Below are 21,909 nucleotides of genomic sequence, written 5' to 3'. Positions count from 1 at the left end.
TCCCTTCGTTGTGATGAAAGAGCTAGCGCGCGCGGTAGGGTGGGCAATACTGCCGACCCTACCCCGTCAATTCACCCGCAAGAGCGGCATCAATCAACGCCACCGTTTCGGACACACCATAAAGCGCGATGAACCCACCAAACCGCGGCCCCTGTGACGCACCCAGCAGCACCTCGTAAAGGGCGGTAAACCAGCCCCGCAGCGGATCGAACCGATCACGCCCGACAGCATAGACAATCGACTGCAGCGCCTCGTCATCAAGCGGCTCGTCATAGGCCGCCAATTCCGCGCGCAACGCCTCAAGCGCCTCGCGCTCAGCATCGGTGGGCAAGCGATAGGTCTTCGCGGGCTTCACAAAGTCGTTGTAGTAACGCACCGCGAACCCAACGGCCTTGTCCACGCCGGGATGCGTTTCAGGGCCTGTGTCTGGCGCATAGCGCTGGATAAAGCCCCACAGCGTGTCCTTGGTTTCAGCCGACGACACCGACGCCAGATTCAGCAACATCGCAAACGGCACCACCATGTCCGACGTCGGCACATCGCCACCGTGGATATGCCACACCGGGTTGTTCAGGCGTGCGGCATCATCCTGCCCCGCATAGGCGCGCAGCTGCTGGTGATATTCGTCCACCGCCTTGGGGATCACGTCGAAATACATGCGCTTGGCCGTCTTGGGCTTTTGATACATGAAATAGGACAGGCTTTCCGCGCTGGCATAGGTCAGCCACTCGTCAATGGACACGCCATTGCCGGACGTCTTGGAAATCTTGTGGCCATTCTCGTCCAGAAACAGCTCATAGGTGAAATGCTCGGGCTTGCGCTGACCAAGGATCTCGCAAATGCGGTCATAGATCGGCGTGTTGGTCGAGTGATCCTTGCCATACATCTCGAAGTCCACACCAAGGGCGGCCCACCGGGCACCAAAGTCCGGCTTCCACTGCAACTTCACCGCACCACCCGTGACAGGCAGGGTCATCTCCTCGCCGTCCTCAGTGTCGAACGTGATCGTGCCGTTCGCCGCATCGACCGACTTCATCGGCACATACATCACACGGCCACTTTCGGGGTGGATCGGCAGAAAGATGGAATAGGTCTGCTGACGCTCTTCGCGCAGCGACTTCAACATCACCTTCATGATCTCGTCGTATTTCTCAGCGGCACGTAAAAGCACCTCGTCAAACTGACCAGAGGCATAAAATTCGGTGGCCGAGATGAACTCGTATTCAAAGCCGAATGTATCCAGAAACCGGCGCAACATGGCGTTGTTGTGGTGACCAAAACTCTCGTACTGCTCGAACGGGTCCGGCACCGAGGTCAGGGGGCGCTGCAGGTATTGCTGCAACTGATCAGGGTTGGGCACATTGCCCGGCACCTTGCGCATGCCATCCAGATCGTCCGAAAAGCAGATCAGCTTGGTCGGGATATCCGACAGCACGCGAAAGGCGCGCATCACCATCGTGGTCCGCGCGACCTCACCAAAAGTGCCGATATGGGGCAGGCCCGAGGGGCCATAGCCCGTCTCGAACAGCACAAACCCCTTCTCGGGCGGGGCCTTTTCATAGCGTTTGACCAGTTTGCGCGCCTCCTCAAAGGGCCAGGCTTTGCTTGTCATCGCAGCGTCACGCAAACTCGACATGAATGAGGTGTCCCGAAAATAGGTCAGCCGCACCCAATGCGCAGCCGCGTCAGAATCCGCACGCCCCGCGCACGTGATCCCGCCGCTACCTATTGCGGGCAAGGGCGAGCGTCAATATTGAGGGAACCAACCGCGCGAAAGGAACCGCCATGTCAGAGACCCTCTCACTCACCGCGCAGGATGCGCTTGTGGCCCTGATGATCGCGATCTCAGCATCGGATGAGGACATCCGCACCGCCGAATTGGTCAAAATCAACACAGCCGTGAACACGTTGCCGGTTTTTGCGGGCTACGATGTGGACCGGATGAACACGATGGCGCAGATGGTGTTCGACCTGTTTGAGCAGGAAGACGGGCTTGATGCGTTGTTTGGCCTCGTACGCGAGGCATTGCCGGATCGGCTGAACGAAACCGCCTATGCGCTGGCCTGCGACGTGGCGGCAGCGGACGGAACGCTAGAAGAAACCGAACTGCGCCTGCTCGAAGAAATGCGGTACGAGTTGAATATCGACCGGTTGCATGCAGCCGCGATCGAGCGCGGGGCGCGGGCGCGGCATCTGACGGTATAAGGCACGCGGCGTTGGCGGGCTTATTCGTCGTTTGTTTCAGATACGGGCGACCCGAATTGATGCCGAGGCTTTCGTCTTCTGTCAGTCAAAACCCCATCGCGAGACGTCCACGCCGTAATTCGCGTTCAGCCGTGCCATATCGGGTGCCAAACGCGCGTGGATGTCTGCGCGTTCTTCCGCAGTCAGGGTGCGGCGGTCTTCGTCATAGTCACCCCGGTTTTCATGCCAGAACTTCAGTGGCATCCGATCCAGACCCGCGAACACCTGTATCGCGTCGATCTCATCGGGCTCGTTGATCAGAGCGTCGAGCGTAGTGACATGCAGCCTGTCGAACACTCGGGCAAAGCGATCAATCAAGCGGCAATAGGCTGACATTTCAACAATGTAGTCTGTCATCCGATCATCATCGTGATGGCGCCGACGATGATTGATGTGACTGACAATGCGGTCGAACGGATCGCGCAGGACAAAAACAATCATCGGCTCGACCCCGGCAGCGCGGATACGATCCGGCACGGCGTCTTCGCCCGGTTTTGAATAGCCGGTCGATCCGTCCATCGCAACGCGGTGCACCGATGGGTCAAAGTCGAATAGCGCGTGGTAGTCTGATCCGTCTGTCCCATGATCCTGAAGCCGCGAGAAAAATTCGGGCTCTTTGACACGCGACGGGCAAACCGCTGGATGCCCAGACAAACAACGAAACAAAGACGATGTTCCGCATTTCATGACCCCGGGGATGATCAGGACTTGCATGTTTCGGTATCCTATTCCGAGGTCACTGGCCCCACATGTCGCAGCAAACCGCGACCACGGACTCTACACGGCAACGCTTGCGAAACTGACCCATCTGGTCAAGACCGAAGCGCCAATGCGGTAGCGGCACCAGAACCCAACGCACCCGCCACGGCGAGGGGCGCTCGTTTGCACCCATACTATCGTGCAACACCGCCCCCAAAAGTCACACACCCAAACCTGACCGCCCGTGATCAACAAATCCTTTGCGCGACTCAAACGCGCGGCTTATATCCACCTCAGCCGACCAGACTGATATGGGAGAGCGCAGGTCAGTCCCTGCCGCCGAAGGAGCAACGCCCCGACAAACTCTCAGGCACAAGAGACCGTGTCAGTCGCGCCCGTAAAGGTAAACCGGTGATCTGGAGAGTGGTGTGCGGTCAGACGCCCGCACGCCCACCGAAGGAGAAAGCGCCACGAAGACGGCGTCAAACTCTCAGGTCAAACGACAGATGGGGACGCGATCCGGCATGGTGCCGGCCCCGTGTCCTTGACCCTGCCGTCTGGAAAGACCCGAAGAGATGAAGAACATCGCAGTTATTGGCGCCGGTATCACCGGCATCACCACCGCCTACGCCCTTGCCCGACGCGGCTATGACGTTTCCGTTTTTGACCGCAACCGCTATGCGGCGATGGAGACATCCTTTGCCAATGGCGGCCAGCTCTCGGCCTCCAATGCCGAGGTATGGACCCGGTGGGGCACCATCGTGAAGGGGCTCAAGTGGATGCTGAAATCCGACGCGCCCCTGCTGGTGAACCCCAAACCAAGCTGGCACAAACTGTCGTGGATGGCCGAGTTCATGACGAACATCCCGCACTACGAGGCCAACACCATCAAGACCGCCAAGCTCGCCATCGAGGCACGCAGCCACCTGCTGGAATTCGCCAAAGAGGTCGGCATGGAATTCGACATGGAGCAGCGCGGGATCCTGCATGTCTACAAGAAACAATCCGAATTCGACCACGCCCGCCGGGTGAACACGCTGCTGGAAAAGGCAGGGCTTGACCGGCGCGAAGTTTCGGCAGACGAAGTGCAGCGGCTCGAACCGGCCATGCGCACCAAGACACTTGGGGGGTTCTATACCGAAAGCGACTTCACCGGCGACATCCACCAATACACCCGCGCGCTCAGCACGGGATGCGAAAGGCTTGGCGTCAAATTCCACTACAAGGCCAACGTGGCCAAAATCCATCACACCGGCAAAGACATCCGCATCGACTGGCACTCGGGGGCGGGCGATCAACAACAACACTTTGACGGGATCGTGGTCTGCGCGGGCGTCACAAGCCGCAGCATTGCCGCCGAACTTGGGGACCGGGTGAACATCTATCCGGTCAAAGGATACTCGATCACCGTGAACCTTGATGACGTAGAAAGCCAGGCCGCGGCCCCATGGGTCAGCCTGCTGGATGATGAGGCCAAGATCGTCACCTCTCGACTGGGCCGCAAGCGGTTCCGGATTGCGGGCACAGCAGAGTTCAACGGCTACAACCTCGACATCCGCGATGACCGGGTGCGGCCTCTGCGCGAATGGTGCGAGACGTTCTTTCCCGATGTCTCGACCGAACACTGCGTGCCATGGGCGGGCTTGCGCCCCATGCTACCGTCGATGATGCCCAAGGTCGGCCCTGGCTCGAAACCAGGCGTGTTCTACAACACAGGTCACGGACACCTGGGCTGGACGCTTTCGGCAGCCACCGCGCAGCTTGTGTCCGACTGCGTCGACGTAAAACGGATGCAGAATGCAGCCTGAATACCACGGCGGACGTCGCAAAAGGCGTCCGTCAACCGCCCCCGCTCTGGCCAGCGGTCAAACGCCGTAAAGCGCGCCCCACCGCTCGATCAGCTTTTGCTGCATCGTCTTGGCCCGCCGGTTCCAGCTGCGTGCGCCACGCGGGGCTTCGCGGTTGGCCTTCGAGATACGCGACCGCGTGGCCTCATCCGCGGCAAAGATCGCAAAGGCCAGCACCGTGCCGTCGCGTGCCGTCATATACCCACCCAACCCCGACACGAAGTTCAGCGTGCCCGTCTTGGCGTCAACTTTCAGCGGGTGGTTCTTGGCAATGCCACCATTGCCGTCGCGCATCGCGACAGGTTTTAGGATGGGGCGCAGCACCGCGTTCTGATGGGCTTTGACCAACACCTGCACCATGTCATCGGCTGTCACCTTGCTCGACCCGCCAAGTCCCGAATGATCGACCAGTTTCATCGACTTCGTGCCAAGCGTCGCATTGGACCAGCGGTTCATTTCGTTGGCCGAGCCACGCAGACTGTTCACCCGACTGTTGCGTTTCACGCTTGCGGCCATGCCAACCATCTCGGCGGTCACATTCGTGGAAAACCGCAGCATCGCCTTGAGGATGGCACGCAGATCGTCACTTTGATGGGCGACAAGAGTTGTCCCTGCCGGGGCGCGGTCCACCACTTTGGGGTTCTTCAGGACGATACCGTTTGCGCGAGCCAGAGTCTGGAACACATCGCCTGCATAAAGCGCGGGCTTGCGCACCGGCAACCAGCGCGCACCGCCATTGCCAAGCGCACCCTGCGCCACCGTCCATTCATCGACCCGCCCGCCATCCCTGTACGTATAAACCGGCAGGTTGCGGTTCACGATCTGCATACGGGCCATATAGACATCGGGGCGATACCGGTCTGACCGGGCATCCATGGTGACGCCATATCCCGCTCCCGCCCGCTTCCACTCAAAATGAACACGGTTGTAGTTCAGGGCCACACCGCTGACCGCCGGGCTATAGCCGACATGATCGGGCTGATCGGCATCGATGGTCTTGACGAAGGGCAACGCGCCCTCAGCCACCTTGAAGTCGCCCCGCACCTCGCGGATCCCCTTGTCTTTCAACGCCTTGGCCAGAGCGGCAAGGGCATTGGTGTCCAGTGTCGGATCACCCCCGCCAAGCAAGATCAGATCACCTTGAACCACGCCCCCCGACACGGCACCCGTCGCCACAACCCGCGTCACAAAGCGGTGGTTGGACCCGAGGGTCTGCAAGGCATAAAGGGCGGTGATCGCCTTGGCGACGCTGGCAGGGGGCGTGCCGATCTTGGCCTCCCGCTCCTCAAGCCGGGCACCGGTGCGCACGTTTGCAACGGCATAGGTCACGCGCCCCTCCAGCTTGGCCGCTTCGACAATACGCTCCGCGCCGGGCACCGCGCGTTTGGCGTGTTCAGCACCACGCGCAACAGGGCGCAGGGATGCGGCGGGCGGGGCGGACAAGGCAGCGGTCGCCCCGCTACCCGCCAACATACTCAAGACAACACGTCTGGAAAATTTACGAAACATGCATGCATCTAACCGCAGCGCCGAAGAGCGCACAAGCGGTCAAACCATCACATTTCCGCAGGCCCGCCCCACGCCCCTGCCGCCCGGATCGCGCTGGAGGATTGGCCCGACATCGCCACATTCACAAAACACCACGCAGGCGATTGCGCGCGGCCCAGCAAATGGCTTGCCCGACCCGCAATGCGGTAGTCTCGATACAGCCGCGCGGCAGGGCTGGTGCGCGCTGAAATCCGGTCGCCGGGGCGCGCCAACACACCAACGGGAACCTGTTCCATGATCCAGGTCCAGTCCTGCCACAGATGAAACTGCGCCAGGTTGTCAGCCCCCATGAGCCACACAAATCGTACCCCCGGATAGGCCCCCATCAAAGCGGCCAGCGTTTGTGCGGTGTAGCGCGTGCCAAGCCGCGCCTCGATATCCGTAACGGTGACGCGCGGATGCCGCATGACGGCATGCGCGCGCGCCATGCGTTTGTCTAGTGGGGCAGGTCCCCGCGATTTCAGCGGATTACCCGGACTGACCAGCCACCAGATCCGGTCCAACCCAAACCGCTTCATCGCCTCGCGGGTGATGTGGGCATGCCCCTCATGGGCCGGATCAAAAGAGCCGCCCAAAAGGCCAATGACCTGTCCCGGTCGGGCAAGAGGATAGGCATGGCGCATCAACGTAACGGTCCTGATAAGGGTGCCCGCACCTGTCCAAATGCCCGCATATTTGTCAATCCAACGGGCGCACGGCGTCACCAATGGCCACATGCCCCGGCTGCACAACTTGCGCGCACCACCCGCCATGACCACGCACCGCCGAATAACCACCTTCGCCAAAGGTCTCTTCCATGCGACTGCACGGCGCGCAGATGGTGGTCAAATGCACAATCGCACTCCCTATGGCCAGGTCACGCCCCTTGAGGGCGGCCAGATTCAAACCGCTGATCACCATGTTGCGCCGCATAAGATCAGGCGGCACGGGCCCCTTCCCCAGAAAGCTGCCGATGGTGGTCAGATGTTCGGCTTGGATCAGTGTTAGGGCACGCTTGCCAGCTCGGGCGCGATCCCCGGCCACGCCTGCGTCGGTGATCTCAACAGCAGGCAGCGCGGCCATCTCGGCCCGACGTTCGGGACGCACCCCGATCCAGTCCACACAGCCCGGACGCGCCCACCGCTGCATCATCGCATGCAGATCGCTCACCGGTCGTCGCGCTCGATCTCACGCACATCAAAGATGGAAATATCGGGCAGACGCTCCAGCGGATAGTTAGAATGCAGCACCCAAAGCCCGGTCTCGTCCTGATCCAGCGGGCGCAATGTCCCGCCGGGGAAGGCGCGGGTGCGCAAGGCCAGAACCACATCAGACAGCACCGCCGGATTGTCCCGGAAATAGGCGTGGCCAAAACCGCCGCGCACATCCTCAACCCGGATCAGATGCACAAGGCCCTCCTTGGCCAGCAGGGCCAGTTCGCCCTCCTGCAAATCCTCGTCCTTGAGCGCGCCAAGACGGACAGAGCGGGTCAGATAGGCCGACAGACGCAACGCGCCATCCTGCGGATTGATATATAAGTTGATCTGTTCGAACGCTTCGGAAAACAGCTCGGCCTGAAGGCGCTGGCGGACGATATCCACGTCCAGATCAGGGGCCGCCATGATAAGCGTCCCGGTCTTGAGCGCCAATTTCGGATGAATGCCCCCGCCGCGCGCCTCGATCATCAACTCGCGCAGCGCGGTCGTGGCCACATCCGTCCCGCGCGAATGGGCAATTATGTCAATCTGTTCCACCTCGGGAATGGCGGCCAGCATGCGCAGGAACTCCTTGGTGTGATGTACCGAAAACGTGCCTGCATCCCGGTCACGGAAATAGCCCAATGGCCCCGCCCCGTTGCCCGCGGGCCAAGTAAAGGAAATCGGCACTGTCTGGCGCCCCGCAAAGTGCCAGATATTGGCAATGGTGGTCAGGCTGTCCTCAAAGTCGTTGTTGAAGCCGTGGATATAGATTAGCAGACGTTTGTTACCGGTCTGGCGGATCTCATTGGCGATAACCGCCTGAAACTGGCTGGCTTGCCCATCGTATTTTGCGCGCGAATCCGGTTGGTGACGCAGACGGCCATCACGCCGCTCATAGGGCAGCGGGGTGGACTCAAATCGCACGATCTCTTCGAAATCAGGCACCCAAAGGGTCGAGATATTCTCGTTGGAATCCGCCCGCGTTCGGTTCAACAGTTCGGCCCAGTCCAGATCACGGCCAAACTTGACCGTAGCGGCCCCAAACGCCATCGACTGGGACCGATCATGCCCATAGTCTTTGTCGTCCGGCACCCGGTCGGTCATATAGAAAATCTTGGGCTCGGCCGTGCGCAACGAGGGGGGCACGTTGGTTTCGGGGTAATTGGTGCCCGCACGATAAAGGTTGGGGGGGGGAGCAAGGCCGATACCAGCCGCACAGGCCCCCAGCACCAAGCACATCCCGAACAGAGCCCACCGGCGCATATTTTCACGTCCCTTCAATGCCATAACGCTATCGCTAGCACAGGACCCGCGCGATCACCTAGCGGGATTTCACCAAGCTGGGGGCAGTGGCGAAACTGGGCCAAACCCGCTTGCGTTGCGCATTGCCCTTTGCCGCGTCGGGCGATACAGGATCACGCACACCCACCCCGTCACGCAGCAACCGGAGAACTCCAATGGCCGCTTATCAATACGTCTATCATATGTCCGGCGTGTCCAAGACCTATCCCGGCGGCAAAAAATGCTTTGAAAACATACACCTGAATTTTTTGCCCGGCGTGAAAATCGGCGTTGTCGGCGTGAACGGCGCGGGGAAATCCACGCTGATGAAGATCATGGCCGGGATCGACAAGGATTTCACGGGCGAGGCGTGGGTCGCCGAGGGGGCCAAGGTTGGCTACCTCCCACAGGAACCCAAGCTCGATCCTGAGCTGACAGTGCGCGAAAATGTGATGTTGGGCGTGGCCGAGAAAAAGGCCGTGCTCGACCGTTACAACGAGTTGGCGATGAACTACTCGGACGAGACCGCCGACGAGATGGCCGCCTTGCAGGATCAGATCGACGCGGAAAATCTGTGGGACCTGGACAGCCAGATTGATGTGTCCATGGAGGCGCTGCGCTGCCCCCCCGATGATGCGGATGTCACGACCCTGTCGGGCGGTGAGGCCCGCCGGGTCGCGCTGTGCAAGCTGCTGCTCGAGGCACCCGAAATGCTGCTGCTCGACGAGCCGACCAACCACCTTGATGCCGAAACCATCGCGTGGCTGCAACAGCACCTGATCGACTACAAAGGGACGATCCTGATCGTCACCCACGACCGTTATTTTCTCGACTCCATCACCTCGTGGATTCTGGAACTCGACCGCGGCAAGGGCGTGCCGTGGGAAGGCAACTATTCCTCGTGGGTTGAACAAAAGGCCAAGCGCCTCGCCCAAGAGGCCCGCGAAGACAAATCCCGCCAGAAGACGCTGGAACGCGAACTTCAGTGGATGCGGCAGGGGGCCAAAGCGCGTCAGGCCAAGTCCAAGGCCCGGATCAACGCCTATAACGACATGCTCGATACATCCGAGCGCGAAAAGCTGGCCTATGCCCAGATCGTCATCCCGAACGGTCAGCGGCTTGGGTCCAAGGTCATCGACGTCGCGGGCCTGACCAAAGGCATGGGCGACAAGCTGTTGATGGAGAACCTCGAATTCTCGATCCCGCCCGGTGCCATCGTCGGCGTGATCGGCCCCAACGGTGCTGGCAAATCGACGCTGTTCAAGATGCTGACGGGTCAGGAAACCCCCGATGCCGGTACGGTCGAGGTCGGCGATACGGTTCAACTGTCCTACGTGGATCAATCGCGCGATGACCTGAACGCCGATGACAACGTCTGGGAGGCGATCTCGGGCGGGGCCGAACTGATCGAGCTTGGCGATGCGGAGGTCAATTCACGGGCCTATTGTTCGTCCTTCAACTTCAAGGGCGGCGATCAGCAAAAGAAAGTTGGCCTGCTGTCAGGCGGTGAACGCAACCGCGTCCACATGGCCCGCCTGTTGAAATCGGGCGGCAACGTTCTGCTGCTCGACGAGCCGACCAACGATCTGGACGTCGAAACCCTGCGCGCCCTCGAAGACGCGCTGGTCGATTTCGGCGGCTGTGCGGTGGTGATCTCGCACGATCGCTTTTTTCTCGACCGGATCTGCACGCACATCCTCGCCTTTGAGGGGGACGCGCATGTGGAATGGTTCGAAGGCAACTTCGAGGACTACGAGGAAGACAAGAAACGCCGCCTCGGTCCCGATGCGCTGGAGCCCAAGCGGCTCAAACACAAGAAGTTCGCGCGCTAAGAATACGGCTATGCGCAACGGACGGGAATTCCTGACCTATGCGCACGGCCCATCGCGATGTATGCTGCCCACCAATCCAAGGTGACAGCGGAGCGGCCCATGCCTGATGACGTCAAAACGATCGCCGAAAGCCTCAAGGGCAAAAAGGCCAAGTTCAAAGCGCTGGACGTAAAACCCGAAGGCACCAAGGCGATCAAGCTTCCCAAGGCGGTCTCCGACGGTCTTCAGGAGGTGTTCGGTGCAAAACTGAACAAGGTGCGCGTGCATTTTGGCGGCAACGCGATGACCATGTGCAAAGAAGTGAAAGCCAAAGCGTTCACCAACGGGCAAGACATCTATGTCAGCAAACCGGCCTTCGCCAAAGACAACGCCTTGCTCGCCCACGAACTGACGCATGTGGTGCAACAAGCCGGGGGCAAGAAGATGCCCAAGGAACAAAAAGGTAAGGTTCTGGTGACCAAATAAGGTCTAGAGCAATACCTGCCACACCAAGAGCGGCGGCAAGGCACAGGCAAAGGCGATCATGAAGAGCTTGGCCCCGTGGCTGATCTTGCCAAACAGGCCATCGCCAAGGGCCCCTTCGCCAAATTCCATGGCACCACCCATCACCACATAGCCCTTCCGCTCACGTTCACGTTTGGACGCAGAGATTGAACGCATGGCCGCTTCATACACGGCGTCCTGACGGGTTTGCTCGTCCAAGCTGGGCTGCAGATTTTCCATACGTGTCATGTGGCTCTCTCCCTAGTCTTTTCAAGAGATGGGGTGAGGCCCTGTCATGTCCACCACCTGCGACAAAAAAAGCCAGTCCAAGCGTGGACTGGCCCTGTTTTCGCAAAGACCCGCCGCTTATTGCAGGGCTTTGTCCGTGATGGCGTGGGTCCACGCGCCCGTGGGCGCCTCCGAAATCACCGGATCGGACCCGCCGGACAGCAGGGACGCCACCGTGCGTTCGTAATCCGCCTCGGCCAATGCGCCATTGCTGCCTGCCGTCAGTTTGGCAACCTCGCCCATCATGCGGCGCTGGTGCTTTTCGGTCTGCGCACCCGAGGCGTCATTTTCGAGCACGATGTCAGCCGCTTCGTCCGGGTTAGCTTCGGCATATTTCCAGCCCTTCATCGAGGCGCGCACGAATCGGACCATCTTGTCCTCGAACGCCGGGTCCGCAAGGTTTTCCTCAAGGACATACAGACCGTCCTCAAGCGTGGCGACGCCCTGGTCTTCGTATTTGAACACCTGCAACTCTTCGGGCGTCAGGCCCGCGTCAATGATCTGCCAGTATTCGTTGTAGGTCATGGTCGACACGCAAGCCGCCTGGTTTTGCAGGATCGGATCGACGTTGAAGCCCTGCTTGAGGACAGTGACACCCTCGTCTGAGCCATCCGTTGGAATACCCAACTGGCTCATCCATGACAGGAAAGGGAATTCATTGCCAAAGAACCAGACGCCAAGGGTCTTGCCTGCGAAGTCATCCGTGCTGGTCACACCCGCATCCTTGCGGCAGGTCAGCATCATGCCCGACGATTTGAAAGGCTGGGCAATGTTCACCATCGGCAGACCCTTTTCGCGCGCCGCCAAAGCGGCAGGCATCCACTCAACCGTGACGTCCGCACCGCCCCCGGCAAGCACCTGTGTGGGCGCGATGTCGGGCCCACCGGGCTTGATCGTGACGTTCAGGTCTTCTTCTTCGTAAAATCCTTTGTCGAGGGCCACGTAATAGCCGGCGAACTGCGCTTGGGTGACCCACTTCAGCTGCAAGGTCACGTCATCTGCGGCATGGGCTGCCATGGCAGACAGGCCAAGGGCGGCGCTGGCTGCGAAGGTTGCAATGGTTTTCATTTTCATACTCTCCTTGTGAATGGTCTTGGGTCTTGTGGGCCTTCTATGTGCGGGCCCGTTGGGATGGGTGCCAGAATGTGACGGCACGTTCGATCAGGGCCACTCCACCATATGCGGCGGATCCGGCCAAGGCTGCGACGACAATTTCGGCCCAGACGAGGTCAAGTGCAAGCTGACCCACCGAGGTCGAGATGCGAAACCCCATGCCCCGGATGGGAGAGCCGAAAAATTCGGCAACAATGGCCCCGATCAGCGCCAGCGTCGTCGCGATCTTGAGCCCGTTGAAGATGAAGGGCATCGCCATGGGCAAACGCAGTTTCAAAAGCGACGTGGCGGGCGACGCAGCATAAGTGTGCATCAAGTCTCGCTGCATCGCACTGCTGGCCTGCAACCCCTGCACCGTGTTCACCAGCACTGGAAAAAACACCATGACAACCACGACGGCGGCCTTGGACTGCCAATCAAAGCCGAACCACATGACCAGGATCGGGGCCATGCCCACCACCGGCAACGCAGCCACAAAATTACCCACCGGCAGCAAACCCCGGCGCAGAAAATCCGACCGGTCGATCAAGATGGCCGTCAAAAAGGCACTGCCACAGCCGATGACATACCCACTGAGCGCGCCCTTGATGACGGTCTGAACGAAATCCTCCCACAGGATCGCGGTGGATTGGACAAAGGTGGTCGCAATGACCGAGGGCGCGGGCAGCAATACGGCCGATATGCCAAAGCCGCGCACGACCCCTTCCCAGATCGCAATGAGGGTCAGGCCAAACACGATGGGCATGGCCAGACGGACCACGTTGGTGGCAGGTTGGCGCGCCAGCCATGTGTTCAGACCCCAGCCGATGGCCCATGCGGCGATGGCAAAGATGATCCAACCCATCACGCCATCCCCATGCGGCTCAGCACAAGCCGCTGAAGCAACCCGATGATCGCAACAAGTGCCGCCGCCAAGGCCGCAGCCATGATCAGCGCCGACCAGATCTGGATCGTCTGACCATAATAGCTGCCCGCGAGCAGTCGCGCACCAAGGCCCGCGACCGCGCCAGTGGGCAATTCCCCAACAATTGCCCCGACAAGGCTGGCGGCCATGGCGACCTTGAGCGAGGCAAAGAGGTACGGCAGGGATGCGGGCAGACGCAGGCGCCAGAACGTCTGGGACGCGCTCGCATTCCACGTGCGCATCTGGTCAAGCTGCATGATCTCGGGGCTGCGCAGACCTTTCACCATGCCGACCACAACTGGGAAAAAGGACAGGTACATCGAGATCATCGCCTTGGGCAGCAGCCCCGAAATGCCCACCGCATTCAGCACCACAATAATCATCGGGGCGAGTGCCAGAATGGGAATGGTCTGGCTGGTGATCACCCACGGCATCACGCTGCGATCCATCACCGTATTGTAGACGATACCGACCGCCAGCAGAATGCCAAGGCCGGTGCCAAGCGCAAAGCCAAGCAGGGTCGCACTCAGCGTGATCCATGAATGATAGATCAGGGACCGCTTCGAGGTGATCTTCTTTTCAACCGTGGTGCTCCAGATCTCCGCACCGACCTGATGCGGGGCGGGCAACTTGGGCTTTTCCTGCGCCCATGTGTCGGCGACCAGCTCGACCGCGCTCAACTCCACACCCGCGCGCGTTGCCTTGTCATAGGCCCAGGCCGCGTTCAGCCAGACGGCCGCGAGATACCAGATCGCAAAGATCACGCCGACAACCGTGAAAACAGGAAGGACACTACGCATGGTGCGGCCGCCCTTGCGCTTCATTGTTCTCCAAATATGCAAATGCAGCCGCGCGCCGCAGCCACAGATTTTTGCATATTTTAAGAACAATGAAAGGATTAAGGGGGTTTATGGTGCCACGGTACAGGCAGGCATGCCGATGGCCGTGAACGATGAAAGAGGTGGCCGCGCCTTTACCCAAATAGCGGTTCGGTGGCAGGGCATGGCTGCGAGCGGTGTCCTGCGCCGGTAACATCATCCTAGTCATCCATGTGTCCTGCGCGCAAACCGTCCCGGACGCGGTGCGCGACCTCAAGGAATTCGGGGCTTTCGCGGATGTCGAGCGGGCGATCCTTAGGCAGCGGGCTGTCGATCACGTCGGTGATCCGGCCCGGACGGGGTGACATGACCACAATCTTGGTGCTCAGATACACCGCCTCGGGGATCGAGTGGGTGACGAAAGCGATGGTCTTTTCTGTGCGCGCCCAGAGTTGCAGAAGTTGTTCGTTAAGGTGGTCGCGCACGATCTCATCCAATGCGCCAAAAGGTTCGTCCATCAGCAAAATATCTGCATCAAAAGCCAGCGCACGCGCAATCGAGGCGCGCTGCTGCATTCCGCCCGACAGTTGCCACGGGAATTTCTTTTCAAAGCCCGACAGCTCGACCAGTTCCAGCACACGGGCCACACGCGCCGCCTGATCATCTTTGGAATAGCCCATAATCTCGAGAGGCAGCGAAATGTTGCGCCCGATGGTGCGCCAGGGATACAACCCCGCCGCCTGAAAGACATACCCATAGGCCCGCGCCTGCCGCGCCTCTGAGGGGGAACCACCATTGACCGTGATTGACCCGCCCGTGGGCTGCTCCAAGTCCGCCATACAGCGCAGGAACGTGGTCTTGCCACAGCCTGAAGGGCCGATGAAACTGACGAAATCCCCTTTTTTGATGTCCAGCGACACGCCTTTCAGGGCATGCACCGGGCCATCATTGGTCTGGAATGTCAGATCCAGATCACGCGCAGAAATGACCGCCTCAGGCACGTTTCATCCCTCGGAGCGTATGCGCCAGCGTCTCGGTGTTCGAATGCAGCAGCGGATTCTTTTGTCGCTCATTTTCCACGAATGGCTTTAGCCGGTCCCAATCTTTCAAGAATACCGTACCCCAATAAGAGTTGATCATGTCCAGATTCAGCCCGCCATGCTTATACGCAAGAGACACCAGACCGTAACGATGTAGGACGGCCTTGATGGCCGCGCGTGTCTCATCGCTCATCTTGTCGGTGGGTTGTTCGCATTTCGCGCCCAATACGCGTCGTTCTTCGCGAAAAACGTCATCTCCGAACACGGTGTGCAGGAAAACCGCGCTTTCACGCGCGAGCCGCGCCTCATCCGCATTGACCGAGCGGCGTTGCAACAGGATTTGCACAGCGATCAGGATGATCGCGAGCGAAGCAAAGGTCGTGGCGTAGGGCTCGACCGTTTCGACGGAAGGGACCAAGTCCCACAGCTCGATTGCGAAAGACGTGGGTTTCAAGGCCGCCGCTTTCTTCGATCAGGACACAGGCCGAGGCGTTTCGTCATCAAATCCCCGCCGGAATGTTCAGCGGATCGCGTTCGATCATCTTGGGTGCCGTCAGCGCCTTCCATTTGCTCAGCGCTTGAGAGGCAGATGAAAACGCAGGGCGTGGCACGAACTTGCCCCGTCCGGGTGATGGCTGCGAGTTTTGGCCCCAGGCCCAAATCACTTCGCCCCGGCTCAGCGTATAGCGTGACTGCGCTTTGACCTCGAACCCTTCGAACACGTTGTAATCCAGCACCGAATGATGATTGGCAGGCGAGATGGTTTTGGTGATCTTGGGATCCCACACCACGATATCCGCGTCCGCCCCTTCGACGATGGCCCCCTTCTTGGGATAGATGTTGAGGATCTTGGCCACATTGGTCGAGGTGGCGGCAACGAACTCGTTCGGCGTCAGACGCCCCGTCTCGACTCCTTCGGTCCATAGCACCGCCAAGCGTTCCTCGAGCCCATTGGACCCGTTGGGAATGATGCGGAAATCATCACGGCCCGCACGTTTCTGTTCGGTATTGAAAGCGGCGTGATCCGTCGCCACCACCTGTAGCGATCCCGACTGCAGGCCCGCCCACAGGCTATCCTGATGGTCCTTGGAGCGGAACGGGGGCGACATCACCCGCCGCGCGGCGTAATCCCAATCGGTGTCAAAATAGACGCTCTCGTCCAATGTCAAAAACTGGATCAGCGGCTCGCCGTAAACACGCATTCCCTTTTGGCGCGCCCGGCGGATCGCCTCATGCGCCTGCTCGCAGGACACGTGCACGATGTACAAAGGCACGCCCGCCGCATCCGCAATCGTGATTGCACGATTTGCGGCCTCCCCTTCAAATTCGGGCGGGCGGGAATAGGCGTGGCCCTCAGGCCCCGTAATTCCCTGGTCGAAGTATTTCTGCTGCATCTCGGCAACCAGATCACCGTTTTCGGCGTGTACCATCGGCAGCGCACCCAACTCGGCGCAGCGCTTGAACGAGGCGAACATCTCGTCATCCTCGATCATCAAGGCCCCCTTATAGGCCATGAAGTGCTTGAAGGAATTGACACCCATATCGACGGCGTCCTTCATCTCGTTAAAGACGTCCTCGTTCCAACCGGTGATCGCCATGTGATAGCCCACATCCGAACAGATCTGCGGCGCGGACTTGCGGTGCCATTCGTTGATCGCATTCTTAATTGAACTATCCGCGCCGGGCAGGCAGAAATCGACAATCATCGTGGTGCCGCCGACCGCTGCCGCCCATGTTCCGCTCTCGAACGTCTCGGCGGCGGTGGTGCCCATGAAGGGCATCTCGAGATGCGTGTGCGGGTCGATGCCGCCCGGGATCACATAGGCCCCCTCGGCGTCGATATATTCATCCCCCGACAAGTCCTCGCCAATCTGCTTGATGACCTCATCCTCGATCAGCACATCCGCCACATAGCTGCGATCCGCCGTGCAGACCGTGCCACCCTTGATTACCTTGGTCATCGCCTCACTCCTCGCAGCCTGTCATCATCTGTTGTTCAAAAATCCCGGGGTCCGGGGCGTCGCCCCGTCACACACTCGCAAAACACCCCAACGCAGGTCCATGCACCCCGATGTCCAGCGGGCCGAAATCGCTTTCCACGCACAGCGCAAAGTACCCCGCAAGCGGCAGAAACACCACGCGGTAAGCGCCATCGGTGCGCGTCACCGTCCAGCAGCGTTGCGTAATGCCCCCACTGAAGTTCACTGTGGTAGCGAAGGGGCGGATGCAGGCCGTGCAGAACGCCTTGAGTAGCGCGCGGTCGGACGGCGTCGCAATCGGCGCGCCCGAGACTTCGGTGGCCACCAATGCCTCGATGCGGTCCGCGATGCTCAGATCTGGGTCAAGCATCATGCGCCTAACCTTTCTCCGAGCAAATAGTACAGCGAGCCAAACGCCGCTCCCATGGGAAGAAAGACAAATGCCACAGTTATACACCACCAAACTTCGGTTATTGCGAATGTGAGATTTTCATATTGGTTTTGCACCAGATAGTTGAACATGATTTCCCCCAAATGTGGAAACATTTCAAAAAGGCTGCTTGCAGAGAAGTGGCCGGTTTTGAGCCACGAAAAAGAAGCAAAAAAAGCCTGCGCAATTGTACCTAACACCGCTAGCCACCCAAAAACCTCAAAGAAAAGTGCTGGGATCGCTACCATTGCGAGAATGGGCCTTTGTATCACGCCACGATCTCTGCAGTTTCAACGACCGCGTGCATCAGCACGTCGGTGCCTGCCGTCGCCCATTCGCGCGAAATCTCTTCGGCCTCGTTGTGGCTGAGCCCATTGACACAGGGGCACATCACCATCGCCGTGGGCGCAACCTGATTGATCCAGCAGGCATCATGGCCCGCGCCCGAGATGATGTTCTGATGGGAATAGCCCAACCGCTCGGCCGCGGCGCGCACCGCGCTGACACAGCCCTCATCAAAGGCGACCGGATCGAACCCGCCCACTTTCTCGAACGCGATCTCGAGGCCCATCTCGTCGGCGATGGCCTGCCCTTCGGTGCGCAAGCGCGCCTCCATATCCTCGATCACCGCCAGATCGGGGGACCGGAAATCGACCGTGAAGACAACCTTGCCGGGGATCACGTTGCGCGAATTGGGATAGACGTCGATATGACCCGCCGCCCCGACCGCGTGCGGCGCATGGGACCACGCGATCTCGTCGACTTTTTCCAGAATCCGCGCCATGCCAAGGCCTGCATTCTTGCGCATCGGCATCGGGGTCGATCCGGTGTGACTGTCCTTGCCCAGCATCGTCACTTGGGTCCAGGACAGGCCCTGCCCATGGGTGACGACGCCGATATCCTTGCCCTCGGCCTCAAGGATGGGGCCCTGTTCGATATGCAACTCGAAGAAGGCGTGCATCTTGCGCGCGCCCACTTCTTCATCGCCGCGCCAGCCAATGCGGATCAGCTCGTCGCCAAAGCTCTTGCCCTCCGCATCGACGCGCCCATAGGCCCAGTCCTGCGTATGAATGCCCGCAAACACGCCCGAGGACAGCATGGCGGGCGCATAGCGCGTGCCTTCTTCATTGGTGAAATTTGTGACGACGATGGGGTGCTTTGTCTTCACATCCAGATCGTTGAGCGTGCGGATGATCTCAAGCCCCCCAAGCACGCCCAACACCCCGTCATATTTCCCGCCCGTGGGCTGGGTATCGAGATGCGAGCCGACATAGACCGGAAGTGCGTCGGGGTCCGTTCCTTCGCGGCGCGCAAACATATTGCCCATCTGATCCAGGCCCATGGTGCAGCCCGCAGCCTCGCACCACGACTGAAATAGCGCGCGGCCTTCGGCATCCTCATCCGTGAGGGTCTGGCGATTGTTGCCGCCCGCAACGCCGGGGCCGATCTTGGCCATCTCCATCAGGCTGTCCCAAAGCCGATCGCCATTGATCCGCAGATTTTCGCCCGGTGCGCCCATGTTCATCCCCTGTTGCAGATGGCCGAAACTTTTGACCATTTGGTAAATACACGATTGCCAGCCAGCGCTTTTGTGTCAAGAACTGCTTTGCACACGATTGCCCAAACCATGTCCATCTGCCTAGTGTTGCAGCATGCGAACAGACCAAAGGACCGGCCATGCCCAACGCCGCCCCCAAAAAGCCAAGCCGCATCCAGCAGCGCAACCGTCATCTCATCCTTGATGCAGCGCTCGATGTGTTTTCAGCCCATGGCTATCGCGGCGCGACGCTGGATCAGATTGCGGAGGCCGCAGGCCTCTCCAAACCCAACATCCTGTACTATTTCGGAGGCAAGGAAGACATCCACGTCACCCTGCTCAACCAGCTGATGGAAACCTGGCTTGACCCGCTGATCGAAATGGACAGCGAGGGCGATCCGATGACCGAACTGCTTGGCTATGTGCAGCGCAAGCTGGTCATGTCGCGCGAATTGCCCCGCGAAAGCCGCCTGTTTGCAGGTGAAATCCTGCAGGGCGCGCCCCGTATGAACCCCCATCTGGTCGCCGATCTCAAACCGCTCTTCGATGAAAAATGTGCAGTGATCCAAGGATGGATGGATGCAGGCAAGCTCGCCAGCATTGATCCGCGCCATCTGCTCTTTTCGATCTGGTCAACGACCCAGCACTATGCCGACTTCGAGGCGCAGATCATGGTCCTGTTAAGCGGCGAGACCCCCTATGACGCCGCCTCGGACACGCTCGACCGGATGTTCCGCAACCTGCTGCAGCCTGAAGCTGGCTGATCCCTGCCGCAGGTCGCTCGCCCGGCAACACCGTGTTAACCGAGGTTTACGAAGGTTGCCGATCTTTAACCCCTTGTTCATCTCTGGGAGAGCACAAAGGCGGCACGCGTGGGGGCGCAGGACAATGAGTGGATATTATGAGTTTTCTTCCGATTTTGGGGGGAGGTGGCGTCTCGCAGCCGCCCCAATCCCCGCAATCACCAATCGAGACGGCGCGCACGGATCAGAGCAAAGAGACACCGCCCCCGGAAGGCACAGCGGAACCGTCCGAAACCAGCCCGCCGACGGCCGCCTCTGAAACAGGGAACGGCTCGGCGGTGGCCACACCGACGGCCACGGATCAGCGCGACCAATCAGCCAAGGTGGACCTGACGGCAGACCCGCAGCCCAGCACGGCCCAATCCGTTGTGGAGGCAAAACTGGCCGATGACCCAGCCAAGGCCGAAGCCGATGCGCGCCGCTTTGCCGAAGCATCCTTGCAGCAACGACGCCTTGAGCAGTTGATTGAGGCCGTCGGCACCCCCGTCCAGACACGTGAGCTGACACCGGCTGGCACGGAAAACACCGGCCAGATCGACACCCCAAGTGAGGGCGTGCCGGTCTGATCCGTCCTACTCGGCGGCGGTCGTCGCCGCCGGGTTGTTGGGGTGCGTTGTCCAGTTGGCATAGTCCGGTTCGACCACCTTTTCGGTGCGCGGGTCGATGGTACCGGGGGTCATCGCCTCCATCGTGATGCAATCCTCGACCGGGCAAACGTTGACGCACAGATTGCAGGCGACGCATTCGCCGTCAATCACTTCGAATACCCGATCATCCGACATCGAAATCGCCTGATGCGAGGTGTCTTCACACGCCGCGTAACAGCGCCCGCACGAGATGCAGAGGTCCTGGTTGATCTGCGCCTTGGCCACGTAATTGAGGTTCAGGTACTGCCAATCCGTCACATTGGGCACCGCGGCACCACGGAAATCATCGATGCTCGTGTGCCCCTTTTCGTCCATCCATTCCGACAGACCGCTGATCATTTCCTGCACGATCTTGAAGCCGTATGTCATGGCTGCGGTACAGACCTGCACGTTGCCGCAGCCCAAGGTCATGAACTCCGCCGCGTCGCGCCACGTGGTGATCCCGCCGATACCGGAAATGGCGATGCCGGACGTCTCGGGGTCACGGGCAATCTCGGACACCATCGACATCGCGATGGGCTTCACCGCCGGGCCGCAATAGCCCCCGTGCGAGCCTTGCCCGTCAATCGACGGCTCAGGCGACATGCTGTCGAGGTTCACGGACGTGATCGAATTGATCGTGTTGATCAGGCTGACCGCATCCGCCCCACCTGCCTTGGCCGCTGCCGCAGGTTTGCGGATATCGGTGATGTTCGGGGTCAGTTTTACGATGACAGGCTTGGAATAGTACTGCTTGCACCAGCGCGTCACCATTTCGATATACTCCGGCACCTGACCGACCGCAGCGCCCATGCCCCGCTCGCTCATCCCGTGGGGACAACCAAAGTTGAGCTCGATCCCGTCGGCCCCGGTATCCTCGACCAAAGGCAGGATCTCTTTCCACGCCTCTTCTTCGCAAGGGACCATGATCGACACGATCATGGCCCGGTCGGGATAGTCCGCCTTGACGCGCTTGATCTCTTCAAGGTTGGTGTAAAGGTCGCGATCCGTGATCAACTCGATATTGTTGAGGCCGAGAAGGCGACGATCGGCCCCATAGATGGCCCCGTACCGCGGCCCGTTGACGTTCACCACAGGCGGGCCAGCCTGCCCGAGCGTCTTCCAGACCACGCCGCCCCAACCGGCCTCGAACGCGCGGCGGACATTGTATTCCTTGTCGGTTGGCGGCGCGGAGGCGAGCCAGAACGGATTGGGGGATGTGATCCCTACGAAAGTGCTTGTCAGATCGGCCATCGTCC

General features: G+C 60.1%; 24 protein-coding genes and 2 riboswitches. Of the genes, 6 read left to right on the top strand and 18 right to left on the bottom strand.

Features of this window, described 5'->3' with window-relative positions:
• Positions 1-58: 58 nt before the first annotated feature.
• On the bottom strand, positions 59-1,636 hold the full coding sequence (locus Q0908_RS16995) for a lysine--tRNA ligase (RefSeq protein ID WP_299287297.1): 1,578 nt from the start codon (positions 1,634-1,636) through the stop codon (positions 59-61).
• A gap of 149 nt (positions 1,637-1,785) precedes the next feature.
• Between Q0908_RS16995 and Q0908_RS16990 the strand changes: the two genes are divergently transcribed.
• Positions 1,786-2,205, top strand: a complete 420-nt coding sequence (locus Q0908_RS16990; RefSeq protein WP_299287294.1) for a tellurite resistance TerB family protein — start codon at positions 1,786-1,788, stop codon at positions 2,203-2,205.
• Between the two features lie 81 nt (positions 2,206-2,286).
• Here the strand turns inward: Q0908_RS16990 and Q0908_RS16985 are convergent, their stop codons facing one another.
• Positions 2,287-2,958 (bottom strand): hypothetical protein, encoded by a 672-nt coding sequence (locus Q0908_RS16985; protein ID WP_299287291.1) that lies wholly within the window; start codon positions 2,956-2,958, stop codon positions 2,287-2,289.
• 287 nt (positions 2,959-3,245) lie between these two features.
• Positions 3,246-3,336, top strand: a riboswitch (glycine riboswitch).
• A 13-nt stretch (positions 3,337-3,349) separates the two neighbouring features.
• Positions 3,350-3,459: riboswitch (glycine riboswitch) on the top strand.
• Positions 3,460-3,518: 59 nt separating this feature from the next.
• Between Q0908_RS16985 and Q0908_RS16980 the strand changes: the two genes are divergently transcribed.
• Entirely contained in the window at positions 3,519-4,751 is a 1,233-nt protein-coding gene (locus Q0908_RS16980) for a D-amino acid dehydrogenase (RefSeq protein WP_299287288.1), read from the top strand.
• Between the two features lie 57 nt (positions 4,752-4,808).
• Here the strand turns inward: Q0908_RS16980 and dacB are convergent, their stop codons facing one another.
• Genes dacB through Q0908_RS16960 form a run of 4 tightly spaced genes read right to left on the bottom strand, consistent with a single transcriptional unit; the run spans position 4,809 to position 8,779 of the window.
• Entirely contained in the window at positions 4,809-6,299 is a 1,491-nt protein-coding gene (dacB, locus tag Q0908_RS16975; protein WP_299287285.1) for a D-alanyl-D-alanine carboxypeptidase/D-alanyl-D-alanine-endopeptidase, read from the bottom strand.
• Between the two features lie 47 nt (positions 6,300-6,346).
• On the bottom strand, positions 6,347-6,961 hold the full coding sequence (locus Q0908_RS16970) for a nicotinate-nucleotide adenylyltransferase (protein WP_299287282.1): 615 nt from the start codon (positions 6,959-6,961) through the stop codon (positions 6,347-6,349).
• Positions 6,962-7,016: 55 nt separating this feature from the next.
• Complete coding sequence (locus Q0908_RS16965; RefSeq protein ID WP_299287280.1) at positions 7,017-7,487, bottom strand: MOSC domain-containing protein; 471 nt, start codon at positions 7,485-7,487, stop codon at positions 7,017-7,019.
• Complete coding sequence (locus Q0908_RS16960; RefSeq protein ID WP_299287279.1) at positions 7,484-8,779, bottom strand: alpha/beta hydrolase; 1,296 nt, start codon at positions 8,777-8,779, stop codon at positions 7,484-7,486. The genes Q0908_RS16965 and Q0908_RS16960 overlap by 4 nt, the downstream gene beginning before the upstream one ends.
• Before the next feature lie 194 nt (positions 8,780-8,973).
• Between Q0908_RS16960 and ettA the strand changes: the two genes are divergently transcribed.
• Positions 8,974-10,629 (top strand): energy-dependent translational throttle protein EttA, encoded by a 1,656-nt coding sequence (gene ettA / locus Q0908_RS16955; RefSeq protein WP_299287277.1) that lies wholly within the window; start codon positions 8,974-8,976, stop codon positions 10,627-10,629.
• Positions 10,630-10,728: 99 nt separating this feature from the next.
• Entirely contained in the window at positions 10,729-11,094 is a 366-nt protein-coding gene (locus tag Q0908_RS16950; protein ID WP_299287274.1) for a DUF4157 domain-containing protein, read from the top strand.
• A gap of 3 nt (positions 11,095-11,097) precedes the next feature.
• On the opposite strand, the gene Q0908_RS16945 is transcribed toward Q0908_RS16950, so the two are convergent.
• The 11 genes from Q0908_RS16945 to Q0908_RS16895 form a co-directional block, all read right to left on the bottom strand.
• Complete coding sequence (locus Q0908_RS16945; protein ID WP_299287271.1) at positions 11,098-11,361, bottom strand: hypothetical protein; 264 nt, start codon at positions 11,359-11,361, stop codon at positions 11,098-11,100.
• Between the two features lie 117 nt (positions 11,362-11,478).
• On the bottom strand, positions 11,479-12,468 hold the full coding sequence (locus Q0908_RS16940; protein WP_299287268.1) for an ABC transporter substrate-binding protein: 990 nt from the start codon (positions 12,466-12,468) through the stop codon (positions 11,479-11,481).
• 43 nt (positions 12,469-12,511) lie between these two features.
• Positions 12,512-13,357 carry an ABC transporter permease gene (locus Q0908_RS16935; protein ID WP_299287265.1) on the bottom strand — a complete coding sequence of 282 codons (846 nt, stop codon included), beginning with the start codon at positions 13,355-13,357 and terminating at the stop codon, positions 12,512-12,514.
• Positions 13,357-14,217, bottom strand: coding sequence for an ABC transporter permease (locus Q0908_RS16930; RefSeq protein WP_299287262.1), 861 nt, complete (start codon positions 14,215-14,217; stop codon positions 13,357-13,359). Before Q0908_RS16930 ends, Q0908_RS16935 begins: the two co-directional genes overlap by 1 nt.
• The gene (locus Q0908_RS16925) at positions 14,210-14,455 is read right to left on the bottom strand and encodes a hypothetical protein (RefSeq protein ID WP_299287259.1); all 246 of its coding nucleotides are present in this window, start codon (positions 14,453-14,455) and stop codon (positions 14,210-14,212) included. Before Q0908_RS16925 ends, Q0908_RS16930 begins: the two co-directional genes overlap by 8 nt.
• 1 nt (position 14,456) lies before the next feature.
• Positions 14,457-15,236: an ABC transporter ATP-binding protein gene (locus Q0908_RS16920; RefSeq protein WP_299287255.1), complete on the bottom strand. Its 780-nt coding sequence runs from the start codon at positions 15,234-15,236 to the stop codon at positions 14,457-14,459.
• A complete protein-coding gene (locus tag Q0908_RS16915) occupies positions 15,229-15,729 on the bottom strand; it encodes a DUF4760 domain-containing protein (protein ID WP_299287252.1) in 501 nt (166 codons plus the stop codon). The genes Q0908_RS16920 and Q0908_RS16915 overlap by 8 nt, the downstream gene beginning before the upstream one ends.
• Before the next feature lie 46 nt (positions 15,730-15,775).
• Positions 15,776-17,236, bottom strand: a complete 1,461-nt coding sequence (hydA, locus tag Q0908_RS16910; RefSeq protein ID WP_299287249.1) for a dihydropyrimidinase — start codon at positions 17,234-17,236, stop codon at positions 15,776-15,778.
• Between the two features lie 67 nt (positions 17,237-17,303).
• Positions 17,304-17,627 carry a hypothetical protein gene (locus Q0908_RS16905; RefSeq protein ID WP_299287246.1) on the bottom strand — a complete coding sequence of 108 codons (324 nt, stop codon included), beginning with the start codon at positions 17,625-17,627 and terminating at the stop codon, positions 17,304-17,306.
• A complete protein-coding gene (locus Q0908_RS16900) occupies positions 17,624-17,932 on the bottom strand; it encodes a hypothetical protein (RefSeq protein ID WP_299287243.1) in 309 nt (102 codons plus the stop codon). The genes Q0908_RS16905 and Q0908_RS16900 overlap by 4 nt, the downstream gene beginning before the upstream one ends.
• 20 nt (positions 17,933-17,952) lie before the next feature.
• Complete coding sequence (locus Q0908_RS16895; protein ID WP_299287240.1) at positions 17,953-19,203, bottom strand: Zn-dependent hydrolase; 1,251 nt, start codon at positions 19,201-19,203, stop codon at positions 17,953-17,955.
• A gap of 158 nt (positions 19,204-19,361) precedes the next feature.
• On the opposite strand from Q0908_RS16895, the gene Q0908_RS16890 reads away from it, so the two are divergent.
• Both Q0908_RS16890 and Q0908_RS16885 read left to right on the top strand, forming a co-directional pair.
• Positions 19,362-19,985 carry a TetR family transcriptional regulator C-terminal domain-containing protein gene (locus Q0908_RS16890; RefSeq protein WP_299287237.1) on the top strand — a complete coding sequence of 208 codons (624 nt, stop codon included), beginning with the start codon at positions 19,362-19,364 and terminating at the stop codon, positions 19,983-19,985.
• A gap of 137 nt (positions 19,986-20,122) precedes the next feature.
• A complete protein-coding gene (locus Q0908_RS16885) occupies positions 20,123-20,590 on the top strand; it encodes a hypothetical protein (protein ID WP_299287234.1) in 468 nt (155 codons plus the stop codon).
• A 6-nt stretch (positions 20,591-20,596) separates the two neighbouring features.
• Here the strand turns inward: Q0908_RS16885 and preA are convergent, their stop codons facing one another.
• Complete coding sequence (gene preA / locus Q0908_RS16880) at positions 20,597-21,904, bottom strand: NAD-dependent dihydropyrimidine dehydrogenase subunit PreA (protein WP_299287229.1); 1,308 nt, start codon at positions 21,902-21,904, stop codon at positions 20,597-20,599.
• Positions 21,905-21,909: the final 5 nt, after the last annotated feature.

Origin of the sequence: uncultured Tateyamaria sp., from assembly GCF_947494755.1 — a bacterium.
Lineage (GTDB): Bacteria > Pseudomonadota > Alphaproteobacteria > Rhodobacterales > Rhodobacteraceae > Tateyamaria.
Note: the sequence above shows the minus strand (reverse complement) of the source record. Positions and strands in the feature narration are given on the sequence as shown.